The organism is Ktedonobacter sp. SOSP1-52, assembly GCF_016587395.1.
Window position 1 is genome coordinate 2,786,099 of record NZ_BNJH01000001.1, and the last position, 14,686, is coordinate 2,800,784.

At 50.9% G+C, this 14,686-nt stretch carries 12 protein-coding genes and 2 pseudogenes; 9 read left to right on the forward strand and 5 right to left on the reverse strand.

The genetic code is table 11. From position 1 onward, the window contains the following. Positions 1-474: 474 nt before the first annotated feature. Both JMJ16_RS13345 and JMJ16_RS13350 read right to left on the reverse strand, forming a co-directional pair. The gene (locus JMJ16_RS13345; RefSeq protein WP_201381940.1) at positions 475-666 is read right to left on the reverse strand and encodes a hypothetical protein; all 192 of its coding nucleotides are present in this window, start codon (positions 664-666) and stop codon (positions 475-477) included. A gap of 63 nt (positions 667-729) precedes the next feature. Next, positions 730-1,929, reverse strand: a complete 1,200-nt coding sequence (locus tag JMJ16_RS13350) for an ISAs1 family transposase (protein ID WP_236601456.1) — start codon at positions 1,927-1,929, stop codon at positions 730-732. A gap of 175 nt (positions 1,930-2,104) precedes the next feature. Between JMJ16_RS13350 and JMJ16_RS13355 the strand changes: the two are divergent. The 6 genes and pseudogenes from JMJ16_RS13355 to JMJ16_RS13380 all read left to right on the forward strand — a co-directional run bounded on the left by JMJ16_RS13355 (position 2,105) and on the right by JMJ16_RS13380 (position 7,223). Continuing rightward, positions 2,105-2,815 (forward strand): annotated as a pseudogene (locus tag JMJ16_RS13355) (IS6 family transposase). Positions 2,816-2,924: 109 nt separating this feature from the next. Beyond that, positions 2,925-3,239, forward strand: coding sequence for a hypothetical protein (locus tag JMJ16_RS13360; protein WP_201381942.1), 315 nt, complete (start codon positions 2,925-2,927; stop codon positions 3,237-3,239). After that, on the forward strand, positions 3,236-3,454 hold the full coding sequence (locus tag JMJ16_RS13365) for a hypothetical protein (protein WP_201381944.1): 219 nt from the start codon (positions 3,236-3,238) through the stop codon (positions 3,452-3,454). The genes JMJ16_RS13360 and JMJ16_RS13365 overlap by 4 nt, the downstream gene beginning before the upstream one ends. Before the next feature lie 154 nt (positions 3,455-3,608). Beyond that, a complete protein-coding gene (locus JMJ16_RS13370; RefSeq protein ID WP_201381946.1) occupies positions 3,609-3,965 on the forward strand; it encodes a hypothetical protein in 357 nt (118 codons plus the stop codon). A gap of 14 nt (positions 3,966-3,979) precedes the next feature. Next, entirely contained in the window at positions 3,980-6,418 is a 2,439-nt protein-coding gene (locus JMJ16_RS13375) for a tetratricopeptide repeat protein (RefSeq protein ID WP_201381948.1), read from the forward strand. Between the two features lie 88 nt (positions 6,419-6,506). Then, positions 6,507-7,223: an IS6 family transposase gene (locus tag JMJ16_RS13380; RefSeq protein ID WP_201381950.1), complete on the forward strand. Its 717-nt coding sequence runs from the start codon at positions 6,507-6,509 to the stop codon at positions 7,221-7,223. A gap of 528 nt (positions 7,224-7,751) precedes the next feature. Here JMJ16_RS13380 and JMJ16_RS13385 read toward each other — a convergent pair. After that, positions 7,752-8,936: an IS256 family transposase gene (locus tag JMJ16_RS13385; RefSeq protein WP_201381952.1), complete on the reverse strand. Its 1,185-nt coding sequence runs from the start codon at positions 8,934-8,936 to the stop codon at positions 7,752-7,754. Positions 8,937-9,334: 398 nt separating this feature from the next. On the opposite strand from JMJ16_RS13385, the gene JMJ16_RS13390 reads away from it, so the two are divergent. Continuing rightward, positions 9,335-9,577: a hypothetical protein gene (locus tag JMJ16_RS13390; RefSeq protein WP_201381954.1), complete on the forward strand. Its 243-nt coding sequence runs from the start codon at positions 9,335-9,337 to the stop codon at positions 9,575-9,577. A gap of 254 nt (positions 9,578-9,831) precedes the next feature. Here the strand turns inward: JMJ16_RS13390 and JMJ16_RS13395 are convergent, their stop codons facing one another. Then, on the reverse strand, positions 9,832-10,743 hold the full coding sequence (locus JMJ16_RS13395; RefSeq protein ID WP_201381956.1) for a LysR family transcriptional regulator: 912 nt from the start codon (positions 10,741-10,743) through the stop codon (positions 9,832-9,834). A gap of 144 nt (positions 10,744-10,887) precedes the next feature. Here JMJ16_RS13395 and ilvD point away from each other — a divergent pair, with 144 nt between their 5' ends. Further along, on the forward strand, positions 10,888-12,570 hold the full coding sequence (gene ilvD, locus JMJ16_RS13400) for a dihydroxy-acid dehydratase (RefSeq protein ID WP_201381958.1): 1,683 nt from the start codon (positions 10,888-10,890) through the stop codon (positions 12,568-12,570). A gap of 840 nt (positions 12,571-13,410) precedes the next feature. Beyond that, positions 13,411-13,668, forward strand: a pseudogene (locus tag JMJ16_RS54200) (IS6 family transposase); the annotation flags it as partial. A gap of 546 nt (positions 13,669-14,214) precedes the next feature. Here the strand turns inward: JMJ16_RS54200 and JMJ16_RS13405 are convergent. Continuing rightward, positions 14,215-14,568 carry a helix-turn-helix domain-containing protein gene (locus tag JMJ16_RS13405; RefSeq protein ID WP_201381960.1) on the reverse strand — a complete coding sequence of 118 codons (354 nt, stop codon included), beginning with the start codon at positions 14,566-14,568 and terminating at the stop codon, positions 14,215-14,217. Between the last annotated feature and the right edge of the window lie 118 nt (positions 14,569-14,686).

Here is a 14,686-nt window from a genome sequence, read left to right on the forward strand (position 1 = left end):
CAACCTGCAGAATTGCACCGCTTTATAGGCTCCTTTGAGGAATATAGAGTGGTGCAATTCTGCAGGTTTGCTGTCTTTCGAGAGTGTGCCATCGACAAATTGAGAGAGACAGCTATAGCAGGTGCTATAAGGGCTGGCTAAAACTATTTTTGCAAAAGAGGAGTGTAGAAAAAAGAGTTATCTTTATGAAAGGGGTTACTTATTTATGAGAGAGCAAGACCCATTGCTTTGCCCAGCATGTGGTGATCAACGTATACCAGTGGAATGTAGTCCGTGGATGCTCGTCAACCTTAAAAGCGCCTCCCAAGAAGTTCGTTTGCAAGCATTAGCTTGCCTGAATTGCGGAGCCACTACTTTGTACGTCAATCCAATGTATCTTCGTAAGGAACAAGCAGTACGAATACAACAGTCCAGCTAGTTCAACTTTCACAGCCCTTACAGCTAGTGCTATAAGGGCTGGTTATACCATCTGTGTTATCTTCGCCGCCGAAACGCGACGGTTGGGTGATCACTGTCGGGATCGTCAAGAATGGTCACGTCGCCGCGCTCTTCGGCCTCAAGCCAGTCTTGCGCCGTGGTGTCTCGCGGTTCTTCCTGCGCACTCTTCGGCCAATAGGCAACGAGCACAATCACCACCACAGCCGCAATGAGAAGCAGTCCTACCATGGTCGCTGTCCTTTCATGAGGTGGTCGACTTCGACGCGGGCCAAGGCGGTATATCAGGGTTTCTCAAAAGTCTTGAAGCAACCAGGGAAGCGCTTCCTCTGGATGAGAGGCAAAACGACGGAGTTGACGAGCGACCGTAGAAACCCGATGAGCATTCATCAAAGAAAGAACCACCGTATTGAGCACCGCAAGCATTTCCATGACCGGAATACAACGGACGCGGCAGCGGTCCTCTCCCAACAAGGCATCTCGACGCCAATGAAGATGATTCTCCACTTTCCAATGCGCTCGGATGTAGCGGAGAAGCTGTTCGGGGGAACATCGATGCATGGGCAGGGTCGTCAGGCCATAGACCACTTCGCAACTCTGTTCTCCTTTGACGGTTCGTTCTCGTTGCAAGCGAAAGACCTGTCCAATCTCGCCCCAGTCTTGAAAGAAGAAGCTATTGAGATCAGGACTGCAGCGTATCCATCGACGTTCCAAACGACCATGACCCTTTTCAACCTGCGTGTATGATTGCCAGGTGTGCTGATCCGCCTGCGGGTCTTCAAAAAAGAGTTCGAGATCGGCACGAGCAACGGGCGTATTGTCCTTGATGATGAGAATCACCTCACCTCCTGCTCGTTTGACCAACCGAGTTATCTCATGATAGCTCTGAGCGGCATCCGCGGTCATCACTCGCCCTTTGCACGTCACTTCGGTCAAGAAGGGTTTGAGTGCTCCAACTTCATTGGTCTTGGTGCCAATCGGGATCTGCTCAAGCACCACCCCGGTTTCGGCTTCATACAGATGCAACAGATGTTGTTGCGGAGCGTCTCCTCCATAGGCCTGCTCGCCGGTGCTTTTGAGCGCTTTGCCATCAATTGCGAGATGCGTGTGGTGATCGTTTGACCCTCCCGCTGGGTGCTGGGCCATCTGGCGCACAAACCACGCGGCGAGATGGGCGTTGACCTGTTGGCTGTCTAAGCGGGCCAGGACGTAGCTGTAGGTATTGGCACACGGCATCCCCTTCCAGCCAATACCTACACTTCTACGGATGATCTTTTCCTGATCCTTTGCCCATTGACTGACTGCCAGTACACTGCTCATTCCTGCCAACTTCGCCCATACCAACACGAGCAGGACTCCCGCAAGGTCATAGCGCTTTCCTCGTGCCTTCCTTCCATCTACCATCTGTTGGCAGGCCCGATACAGGGATGGCATCTGAGTTGGCCAAGGCAATTCCTCCGTCTTGTTTTTTTCCAAGAATGTTGTATAGTCCATCGTGAGTCGCTCCTTGAATGCTTTGTTTTTTTGAGTATATGCATTCTACTGGATTGACTCTTCTTTTTCACTCCCTCCCAGACTTTTGAGAAACCCTGGGCGGTATATACGGCTGTGTTGCAAAAAGAAAGCTGATCTGTCAAAATAATGAGAAAAGAAAAACAAGAGAACAGTCATGGCAGAGCAGCACCCCTTCAAATGGCGTCATTTTGAAGCAGAGATTATTCTTCTCTGCGTGCGCTGGTATCTCCGTTATTCATTGAGCTACCGGGATCTGGAGGAGATGATGTTGGAACGGGGTTTGCGTATTGACCACACCACGATGTACCGCTGGGTCCAAAGGTATGCTCCTGAGTTGGAAAAGCGTTGCCGGCCGCATCTCAAGGGGACAACTGATTCGTGGCGGGTGGATGAGACGTATGTAAAGATCAAGGGAACCTGGATGTATCTTTACCGTGCCGTGGATTCCTAAGGGAAGACTCTGGAGTTCCATCTGAGCGCTACTCGTGATGCAGAAGCCGCCAAGCGCTTTTTCGCGAAAGCCCTTGGTGCCTCCCACACGGTGATTCCTCGCGTGATTACGGTCGATAAAAACGCAGCCTATCCCAAGGCCGTGACCGAATTGAAAGCGACAGGAACGCTTGCCATTGCTTGTGAATTGCGGCAAAGCAAGTATCTTAACAACCTGGTCGAACAGGATCACCGCTTCATCAAACGACGCGTCAAGCCTGGGTTGGGCTTCTTTTCATTCGAGACCGCATGGCGAACCTTACAGGGATATGAAGCGATGCATATGATCAGGAAAGGACAGATGAAAGATGTAGGTAAAGGGGATATCCTCAGTCAGGTAATCCTTGTTTCCAGCTTGTTTGGAGTGGCTGCCTAAGCTGAACAAGAAAGAACGTCGTTGCATCTCCTCCTGATTTTTTGCAACACAGCCGCATTTTTGTCACCTGACGGACAACTTCGCGGTTGATTTGTTTGCATGTTATGACGTGGAGGGGTTACCTGCCACCAACAATGATCTAGAAGGCTGCTTTGGCGTGGCACGCGTCCATGAGCGGAGGGCAACAGGGCGACGCGGCGCTATTGCTGGCGTGGTGGTACGTGGTTCGGTCCGTGTCATTACGGCCGTGGTCTGCAAGCACCAGGTCTTCCTCCCAGAGGATCTGCAACCCACCGATTATCAGCGCTGGCGGGACCTGCGTGCCCAATTGCAGCATCGAGAAGAGTGCCGTCGGCAGCAGTTTCGCTTTCGCAAAGATCCTGTCGCGTATCTGGCCGCTCTGGAAGCTCAACTACTCATATGAAGTTTGCCATTCAGCAGAAAAAAAAGCATGCCTTTTATAACTTCCCCAGCCGCTTCCTCCTCAACACCCGGGCCTCAGATGCCCTCGCCATCCTCTCTCACGCCTCTAAGCAGTTCGAGGCACTCCCTCGCTCCCAACGCCACATCCCATCCTTCCAAGCCTTCACGTCCACACCCTCCACCCAAACCGTCTCCTTGCCTTCCGCCACCGAATAGCTTTGATAACAGGAAAACCTTGCTCACAAAACCAAGAACATAAAGAGATACATCCACTTTCCCTATACAACCGTTCATTTTCTTGCTATACTCCTTGAATGATACAAAATACTTCTTCACGTTTCTTATTTACCTAATGGCTTCAGGAGGAAGCATGGCAAGTTCTGATCAGCGTGGGCAACGCATTCAGGGCAATCAGTACAACGCTGGCCGGGATATTCATTTTGACACTGTGAATCAGCCAGCCGATTTGATAGCAGAATTAGAAAAACTCAAGGAAGCAGTACAGCAAGCGAAACAGGACGGCTCCATTGATAAAAAGAAAGCCACTGACGTTGACTATCAACTCACCAAAGCAGCGCTAGAGGCAGAAGAGACACAACCTAACAAGAAGACTATCCTGGATCACCTTCAGACAGCAAAATCGCTCCTTGAGGGTATTACAGCTGTAGGCGGGGTGGTCAATGGCATCGTTGGGGCGATTGAAGCTGTACGGCACATATTCGTCTAAGAAGAGGCCACACAATGTCAGCATTCGATCAGCGAAACCAGTGCATTCAGGGCAATCAGTACAATGCTGAGCAACAGTATTTTGTCACCTATCATCAACCCGCAGCTCCACTATCAGCAAGAAGGGAAGACCTAACGCTCCCTATCTGGCACATTCCATTTCATCGCAATCCCTTCTTCATTGGACGAGAGGCAATTCTCTCCGAATTGCATACTCATCTCAAACCACATACAGCATCCACCCCAACGTTTTCCTCCCATGCAATTAGCGGCCTGGGAGGAATCGGCAAAACGCAAATAGCAATTGAATATGCCTATCGCTTCTGCAATAGCTATGATGCAATTCTTTGGCTTCAGGTGGACTCCCCCGAACACCTTACCTCCTCCTGCATAAAGTTGGCTTTTACCCTCAACCTTCCAGAACACAACGAAGCAGACGTAGAGCAAGTTATTGAGACTGTACGTCGTTGGCTCGCCAGTCACAGCAAGTGGCTCTTGATCCTAGATAATGTGGAAGATTTGAATCTAGCTGAGCAGTTTCTTCCACCAGGTCATACAGGTTCTGTATTACTCACAACATCTGCACAGGTGACAGAACCATTAGCACAGGCACATCAACTGGACATTCTATCAGAACAAGAAGGCGTTCTCTTTCTACTTTATCGATCTGGTGTCTTACCTAGAGCAGGCACTCCAGAGCAAGCTGATCCCAAAGAGCGTCTGCTGGCGAAAGCATTGTGGGAGATTGTCGAGGGCCTGCCTCTCGCACTAGAACAGATTGGGGCCTACATACGCTCATCCGGGTGTAATTTCGCCCATTATTACACCTTGTACGTTGAGCATCGTCGTCACTATGATCTATTGCAAAAGCCCAAAAGGTTCTCAACTCTCCATCCGGCCTCGATCGTCACCACATTGACTCTGGCATTTGCACATGTTCAAGCTAACAATCCTGCTGCTATGTCTTTACTCCACATCTGTGCTCTTGTACATCCCAAAAAGATTCCTGAGGAATTGTTCCTTCAGAAGCAGGCCTACCTTTATCACAACCTCTCTTCCGTGATTACAGATCCTCTCAAACTCGATGAGGCATTGGAAACACTCCAATCCTATTCGCTAATACTTCGAGATCCGCAAGAAAAAACGCTCTCATTGCATAGGCTCGTTCATATGATCGCTTTTGAGATGCAAGAGAAGACACAACAGCAACAATATAACGATACCATCATCACGATTCTGGACCTCCTTTTTCCCAACGAAGGCCACTCAGCATGGAGGCAATGTGAACGTCTCCTCCCCCATGTGCTAACATGCCTCGACGAAACACGCACAACGGACCATCTTGATCGCACTCAGTCATTGTTGACGAAAGTCATTAGCTATCTCCAGCAACGCGCCCGCTATCGAGAAGCCATAGCGCTGGCTCAACGGCTTCTCACTCTTTTAGAGCACACTCTAGGAACAGACCATCCCTTTGTCGCCCAGACACTCAATGGTCTAGCAGATCTCTATCGCCTTCAAGGAAACTATCGCGACGCTGAATCGCTCTACCAGCGTGCATGGCACATTGGCGAGAACATCTCTGGAGGACTTCCTCTTCCGTTCATGGTAACCCTCCTCAATAATTGGGCCATCGTCTATCGTATTCAGCGAAAACAGCAGGAAGCCGAACAGCTCTTTCGCCGAGCATTCACCCTGTTGAAACATGCTCGCGGATCCGATCGCTCCTTGATTCCTTATCCTCTTCAGGGTCTAGCTCATATCTATCACGAGCAAGGAAAATACAAGGAAGCAGAAAGACTCTATCGGAGTGCAATAAGAATTTGGAACCGCACACCTGGCCCCAATGCTCTTTCCATCGCATCCACTTTGACAGATCTAGCAACATTGTATTCTCAGCAAGGTGCACCTGAACAAGCAGAGCCTCTCTACCTACAAGCCTTACACCTTTGGGAACAGGCTAACGCGTCTGATCATCCTGATGCAGCGACAACATTCACGAGTCTAGCTAATCTCTATAAAAGACAACAACGCTATCAAGAAGCAGAACCTCTCTATACCCATGCCTTGGAGCTTCGCCAACAGATACTGGGAGCAGAACACCCTCACCTCGCCTATCCACTGGTCGGCCTTGCTAACCTGTTACTTGAACAGGAACAATTTGAGCAGGCACAACCATATTATCAACGCGCCCTGGAACTTCTCGAGCACTCATTTGATCCGTATCACCTTGAAATAGCCTATCCACTTATGGGCTTAGCTATGTGCTCTCAGCAACAGGGAAAATACATGGAAGCTCAGCTTCTCTACCAACGAGGCCTTGCCATCCGCCAGCAGCATCTTGGATCCAAACATCCCGATACCCAACATATCCAAGAAATGTATACCCGTCTCCTCCAAGCCATGGCATACGATGGTAAGGCTCAGATCTCTGACTCGCATCGAGAGTCCTGAGGAAAGTACCCTTTCCTCATCTTAAATAACATAAAAAACGGTATTGTCAACTTGGCAATAGAGCTGAACACTATGCTAGAATAGCTTCATGAAAACAAACACCATTGCTCCCGATTACAAAGGTTTCCGCTTTCCGCCTGAAATCATGAGTCACGCCGTGTGGCTCTATTTCCGTTTCTCGCTCAGTTTTCGCGACGTGGAAGAGCTTCTGGCACAGCGTGGGATTGTCGTGACCTATGAAACAATTCGGCAATGGTGTTTGAAGTTCGGGCAGACGTATGCCAATGAATTGCGGCATCGCCGTCCTCACTGCGGTGACAAGTGGCATATGGACAAGGTCGTGCTCACCATCAGGGGCAAGAAGCATTACCTGTGGCGAGCAGTCGATCAGCATGGCAACGTGCTGGATATCCTGGTGCAGAGCCGCCGCAACAGGCATGCAGCAAAGCGATTCTTCCGGAAACTTCTTAAAGGACTCCAATACGCCCCTCGCGTGATTATCACCGATAAGCTGAAGAGTTATGGGGCTGCGAAACGAGAGATTCTGCCTGGAGTAGAGCATCGGCAGCACAAAGGGCTCAACAATCGAGCCGAGAATTCGCATCAACCAACGCGACTGAGAGAGAAGAAGATGCGGAAATTCAAATCGGCTAAACACGCGCAATGCTTTCTTGCTGTCTTCAGTCATATCACTGGACATTTTCAACTACGAAGGCATCATCTGAATGCTGGGGAATATCGCGCCATGTTACAGGACAGATTCCTGGTGTGGAGCGAGGTAACCACAGTACAAATGGTCGCATAACGGTCCATTCTCCTCAGGATATTACCGCTCCTCAGGATCTTTTCCCTCTCGTCCCCATCATACACTGCGTTCCCAATGAACAAGTTGACAATACCCTCTAGTATATCCTGGGAAGAGGGAGAGTCCATACTTGCCCTCTCACTCCCTGGGATCGAACCGGTGCGCCTGTACGTACCTTTTCAGAACTGCTGAGCGGGTTGGAGATGACCTGGTAAGTTCTTCAAGATGGCTTGGAGCGCCGGCATCCTGCCGATCTGGAGGATATGTTGCAAGGCGAAAAAGAGGAGGTGACCTACGGCACTACTCGAAAGTCGGGTGATCTGGCACCTGCTCGAACATGACCTGCATCATGCTGGGGAACGCTCCTTGACGCTCGGCATGCATGGGATCGCTGGCCTCGATCTCTCACAGAATGGCAGCCCGCTTCTGGTCATGATGTTATACAAGATCTCTGTCAAACGCCATCTCCCTCTAACCCAGCATTTCCGGCTAGTTGTTTGTCAGCCATTCGTGATTCCAATTTTGTCTTTAGCCAACGGGAATCTTGGGTAGGCGAATATCTTGCATCACTGCCCAGACAATGGTCAAGCAAGAAGTTTCCGTCGTGAAAGCGCCGATCTGATCGGTGCGTTGTCTCACATTGCTAAACAGACTCTCAATCGCATTGGTGCTGCGAATGTAGCGATGCATGACTGACGGGAAGGCATAAAAGGTCAATAGGTGCTCTTCATCTTCAGTCAAACTGCGGATAGCTTCAGGATAGCGCTTCTGATATTTGGCTTTGAAGGCCGCCAGATTCACGAGAGCGTCATCCTTCTTCTCCTGCTGCCAGATCCCCTTCAGTTCAGTCATCACCTCCTGTTGCTCACGTTTGGGAATAGCGCTCATCACATTGCGTTGCTTATGCACCAAACATCGTTGGCGCAGCGTTGCGGGAAAGAGATCAGCAATGGCTGCAAGCAGGCCATCATGCCCGTCGGTGACAATCAGATCAATCTGGTTGACTCCACGGGTTCGCATTTCCTGAAGGAGAGCACTCCAGCCTTCTTTACTTTCTTCCGCGCTGGCACGAAAGATCAGCACTTCTCGGTTGCCTTCCAGATCGACGCCCAGCGCCGTTAAAATCATGGTCGCATCGGTTTGCGTGCCATGACGAACGGTAAAATGGACTCCATCAAGGTACACGACGCGGTAATGACTTTGAAGGCCACGCTGCCGCCAGATTTCAAATTGTTCGGTCAACGTTTGATTGAGACGGCTGACAGCACTAGCGCTAGGAGCCACTCCCATCAAGGTTTGCGTGACTTCTCCCACTTTTTGCGTGCTGACTCCTGCCACAAACATTTGGGTCAATGCTTCGGCGACTGCTGGTTCATAGCGGTTGTAGCGCTCGAATGCTTGACTGTGAAACACTCCTTCTCGATCTCTGGGGACCTTGAGGTCCTCAATACGCCCTGTGGGAGTGATGAGATCGCGCGTGTAGGACCCATTGCGATAGCCACGGCGATGAGGCGTGTATTCTCCCCAGGACGCTCCGATGCACTGCTCTAGTTCTTCACGCATGACTTGTTCGATTAAGACCTGGACTGCGCTCACAGCCAGACAACGTAAGTGCTGACGAAATTCCTCCTGCTCTGGTAGGGTATTTGACGAGGACTCTGGTGTTGAACCATCTGAGGACTGTGTGGTAGGCTTTTTCTTGGGCACAGGCATAGCACCCTCCTTTGGGAAAATTGATCGAAGTATCTAAAGGAACAGTCTATGCCTGTAGTATCTCCTCGAAACCCCTTTTTGCCAAGCCTCTTCGGCTACACAACAATCGGGATGGTGTCGATGGATGAGGGGAAGTGTTGTTGCAGAGGAAGTCAGAGAGAAGCGCTTGATCCGAGAGGAGAGCGTTTTTTTTGTGGGAAAGAAGAGGGGAAGAGGGAAGGCAGAAGCGGGAGCGTGGAAGGGAAACGGAGTGTTAAAAGGAGGAGGCCAGGGGTGGCAAAAGGATAGGTAAATAGAAATATATGGAAATAGCGAAATGTTAAAGAGAACCTTGCCAGTAGAGCAAGAGATAAGTTATGATGATACAAGTGTATATATAGATAGAGAGGAGGATGGTGATGTATATAGGAGAGGGCGAACGGGAAGAGATACGGCGAGCATATTATGTGGAGCGGAAGAGTCAACGTCAGATTGCGCGAGAGAGTGGTCGAAGCCGGGAGGCGGTGAAGCAGATTGTCGAGGGGAGAGTTGGAATGAATCGAGAGAGAAAGAAGGAGAAAGAGGGAGTCTATGCGCCCTATCGAGAGAGAGTGGAAGCGTTCTTAGAAGAAAACGAGCATCTGCCACCAAAGCAAAGATAGACATCAGCGAAGATATATGAATTGGTGCAGGAGGAGGGATATGGAGGATGTGAGTCAGGAAATACGGCTCTTGCGCAACCTCGATGATCTTGAGAAAAGATGAGCTTCAAAAGAGATCAATTCCCAGCTTCAAAAGCCTGTTGATCAGGCTGATACTGATGGGTCATTCCTCAGAATCATCGAGGTTGCGCAAGAGCCTGGGAATGTTGGGATTTACAAATAGCCATTGTCTGATGGCATAAAAAGAGCAATTCTCATGAGGCCTGTGGCCTCAGATCTTGCAAAAAGGTTTTCATCGCGACCTTGGCCGCTGATGAGAGGACATCAAAACGTCGTTGAACCAGCCCAAAGACAAATTCTTCATTCAGGTCTGCAACGGGAAGCGCGACAAGCTCAGCACTCAGGCTTGAGCGCGTCATGCTCGGTGGCAGGAAGGTGACGCCAATTCCCAACTTGATAAGCGCCTTGAGTCCTTCGATGAGATCCACTTCTACTACTGGTTGCACGGGAAAGCCGTGCTGCTCATAAACACGCTCGATCACCCGGCGCGCTCCGAATCCTTCGCTTAAAAGAAAGAGGGGCTCGCGGGCAACCTGCTCAAGCAGAATGTGTGATCCTTTCAACTGTGCCAAAGGATGGTGTGGAGCGACAAGGACATGCAGGCGATCGCGAAAAATCTCTTGCACCATCAGCGTCTCAGGAGGTTTTCCGCGATCAAAGGTCATCCCGACCACAACAAAGTCCAGTTGCCCTTGCTCAACGAGTTGGAGCAGTTCGTCTGTTCCACGTATACAAATCTGCAAGCGAATATGGGGATAGCGTTGGTAGAAGCGCGTAAAGATCTCTGGCAGCCTATCGAAGGCAAAACCCTCAATACAGCCCATCCGCACCAAACCTCGTTCGCCTTCGTGTAGCTCGGTCATCGCCTGCTGACCCTGGTGCAATGTCTCCAGCGCATGCTGTGCATACACAGCAAACTCACGACCTGCTTCAGTTAAATGGACGCGTTTGTGAGTACGCTTGAAAAGCTCGACCCCTAGATCCACCTCCAGTGCCGCTATTTGGCGACTGAGTACCGGTTGGGCAACTGAGCAGAGCTCTGCTGCACGCCGAAAATTGTTAGTCTGTGCAGCAGCCAGAAAATACGTGAGCTTGGGAATCTCCACCACATACCTCTCTCTTGCTGAAAAAATGTTGATACCTTCCAGGTATCAGGAAAACAGAAAAAAAGTATTGGACAAATCAACTGCTTCTCACTATACTCGCTACGACGACCCCTGGCAAGAAGAACTGTACGAAAGAGAGACACGATGCGTTCAGATCAGATCAAGCTCGGCTTCGAGCGTGCTCCTCATCGTGGTTTGCTGCGTGCAACCGGTGTAGTGGGTGAACAGGATTTCAAGAAACCATTTATTGCGGTGTGTAATTCGTATGTTGATATCGTTCCCGGTCATGTTCATTTGCAAGACTTTGGCAAGGTTGTCAAAGAAGCTATCCGTGCTGCGGGCGGCGTTCCCTTTGAGTTCAATACCATTGGTGTTGACGATGGTATCGCCATGGGTCATATCGGCATGAAGTATTCGCTGCCCAGCCGCGAACTGATTGCCGACTGTGTAGAGACCATGATCGAGGCTCATCGCTTCGACGGTATGGTCTGCATTCCCAACTGCGATAAGATCGTTCCCGGCATGCTGCTGGCCACGATGCGCCTGGACATCCCCACAATCTTTATCAGCGGTGGTCCAATGAAGGCCGGGCTGACCTCCGACGGGCGCAGCGTCGACCTGATCAGCATCTTCGAGGGCGTCGGAGCTTACCAGGCGGGCAAAATGAGCAAGAGCGAGCTCACTGAACTGGAGCGGGTTGCCTGCCCTACCTGCGGCTCCTGTTCAGGTATGTTCACCGCCAACTCGATGAACTGCCTGATGGAGGCACTTGGTCTGGCTCTGCCCGGCAATGGCACCTACCTGGCTATCTCTGAAGAGCGCAAAGAGCTGGCTCGCGTGGCTGGTCGGCAGATCATACGCCTGATCGAGGCCAACCTGACCCCGCGTCAAATTGTCAACCAGGAGAGCATCGATAACGCCTTTGCGCTCGATATGGCTATGGGCGGCTCGACCAACACCGTCCTGCACACCCTGGCTCTTGCTCGCGAGGGCGGCATCAACTACTCGCTGGAGCGCATTAACGAGGTGGCGGCGCGGGTGCCCCATCTGTGCAAGGTCAGCCCCGCCGGCAAATGGCACATGGAGGACGTGGATCGCGCGGGTGGCATCAGCGCGATCCTCAAGGAACTCGCGAAGAAGCCCGGCACGCTCAACCTGGATCGCCCAACGGTGACGCTGCGCACTCTGGGCGAGAATATCGCCGAGGCCGAGGTGAAAAATCCTGAGGTGATCCTGCCCATCGAGGCTCCACACAGCGAGCGCGGCGGCCTGACCATTCTCTTTGGCAATCTTGCCCCTGATGGGGCCGTGGTCAAGGTTGCGGCGGTGGACCCGATGATGATGAAGCATGTTGGCCCGGCAAAGATTTTCAATTCGCAGGAGGAGGCCTGCGCGGGTATTCTCAACAGGCAGGTCAAAGAGGGCGATGTGGTTGTGATCCGTTACGAGGGCCCGCGCGGCGGCCCCGGCATGCAGGAGATGCTGGCTCCAACCGCCAATATTGTGGGCATGGGTCTGGGTGATAAGGTCGCGCTGATTACTGATGGCCGCTTCTCTGGGGGAACTCGCGGTGCCTGTATCGGTCATGTCTCCCCGGAAGCTGCAGCAGGCGGTCCCATTGCCGCACTAGTAGACGGAGATCTCATTCACATTGACCTGGTCGAGCGTCGCTTGGATGTTGCGTTAGCGCCGGAGCAAATAGAAGAACGTTTGAAAGAGGTCAGGCCGATCAAAAGACGTGTGAAGAGTTCCTGGTTGCGCCGCTATGCCTCTCTAGTAACATCGGCCAATACAGGAGCCGTCTTAGCCGATCCAGGAGACATCTAAAACAGGTGAAGGGCAACCATTCTCATCTGCTGTTCTCAAATGTGGTGTCAATCCTAGGATACTATCGGGAGAAATGAGTACAGGTGTCTGGATGGGCAAGCGGTTTGAAAAGACGGACTTTCGGCAGGGAAGGGTGCAAATCCCAACATTCCCAGGCTCTTACGCATCCTCAATGATTCTGAAAACAGATGAGATACGAGGAAAAGCATAAGTCGCTTAGTGAGCAGACTTTGACCCCATTCGTTGCTCTGCTTGAGCTTTCTATCATCGAGGTTGCGTAAGAGTCATATCCTGGCCAGTGGCACCATTTTTGACCGATAACGTGTCCTCTGGTCCATCGGCGCTGATATGGCTCGCGTAACCCTGGTTGGCATGGACTACGCGGTCAGAATATGGTTTAAACCGGACATGACATGGTTCAAAGCCGACAAAAAAAGAGGTTTGGGCCAATAAACTGCATGGCTGGCGCATAACTGAGATGAGAGAACCTGTTAAGCTCAACTTTCTAAGGTACCTTCTCCGGCTGATGGACTACTTTACCGTTTTGACCCATAAACCGTCCAGCATGCCTTTGAACGATAACCCGTCCAAATTGGTCAGGATCGATGGCAAATCACAGTAGGATTTATAAGCAATATATTCGAGAGATAGAAAAAAACATTCTCAAATGAACCGTTAGAGTTTAGAAACGTGGAAAGATTATACACTCTCAACGTAAAAGTGCGCTACAGGACAAACCACAGTTGTGATGTATGCCTTGTTATAAACCGATCATGAACTCCTATCCCAACGGTATTGGCAACTTGGGAACGTAGCTGAACAACGTGCTAGAATAGCTTCATGAAAACACCTCCCACTGTTCCAAGCTACAAAGGCTTTCGCTTCCCACCTGAAATTATTAGCCACGCCGTTTGGCTGTATTTCCGTTTCTCGCTCAGCTTTCGTGACGTCGAAGAGCTTCTGGCACAGCGCAGAATCGTGGTGACGTATGAAAAGGTGCGTCAGTGGTGCCATCGATTTGGACACATATATGCTAACGAACTGCGTCGTCTTCGTCCGAAGACGGGAGACAAATGGCATATGGACGAGGTGTTGGTAAATGCCCTACGAAGTGGACGGATTTGGCCCTCAAATATGGAAAATTGCCCTCAATCGTGGGCATTGGTACGAACATATCTGGGTAAACCGCTCCCCATCTAACCTCTTTCACCGAAATATTGTAAATTGGCATCGCATGGAAGCTTCCGAGCTTATTCAAGTAAATGCCAAACTTGTGCAGATAAGCGAGCAGCTCCGTCCACATCCACAAGTTTTCCGGCGCTATCTTAACTCAGGGCCAAGACAAGCGACATCGTATCGCACAGCGAACCCTTGCCATATCTCTCTTTTCTGTGACGTTGAGATAACTCATCCACAAGGTACTCGTGTGATTTTCGCTGCCATCATGGTGGAATGTACACACATCTCTTGAAGGGGGAGCGCACCAGCTTACGTAGCGCTCCCCCACATAACCTCCATAAGCACATCGTAAAATTGCATGCAGTGGGGTCCCACGTCATTTCACTGTTTTCGATTGATGAGATTCCCACGAACTGTGCGCCAGAACCAGTTTTTGTCCACGTGTTGCGGAAGCCCTCTCTTCTATCACTCAATACTCAACGGGATTGATCCGATGGTCAATCCCTCCCGGTTCGCAATCTCCGTTCCCAACACACACAGCGGCTTGCAGGCCTCGGCGAGGGCCATTCCTTCTTCGGTGAGCGAGTAGACCACCTTCGGGGGGACTTCTTTGAAATCCTGCCGTATCGCGAGGTTGTCCGCCACCATCTCTTTCAGCTCCTGGATGAGCATCTTCTCGCTGACTCCCCCAACGAGCCTTCGCAATTCGCCGAACCGCTTAGGTCCGCTGGCGAGTTGCCACAGGACGAGAAACTTCCACTTGCCCTCGATCAGTTCGAGAACGACATCCAGACCACAGGAATAGTGTGTCTTCTTCATACCTGGTAACTCCTTCTCAAATGGTGAGGACCTCCACAGAGAACAGCGCAGGGCACCCTTCTCCCTTCCCCGGAAGCAACAGCAAAGAGCGGTCCTCACAAATACTTCCATGTGCCTT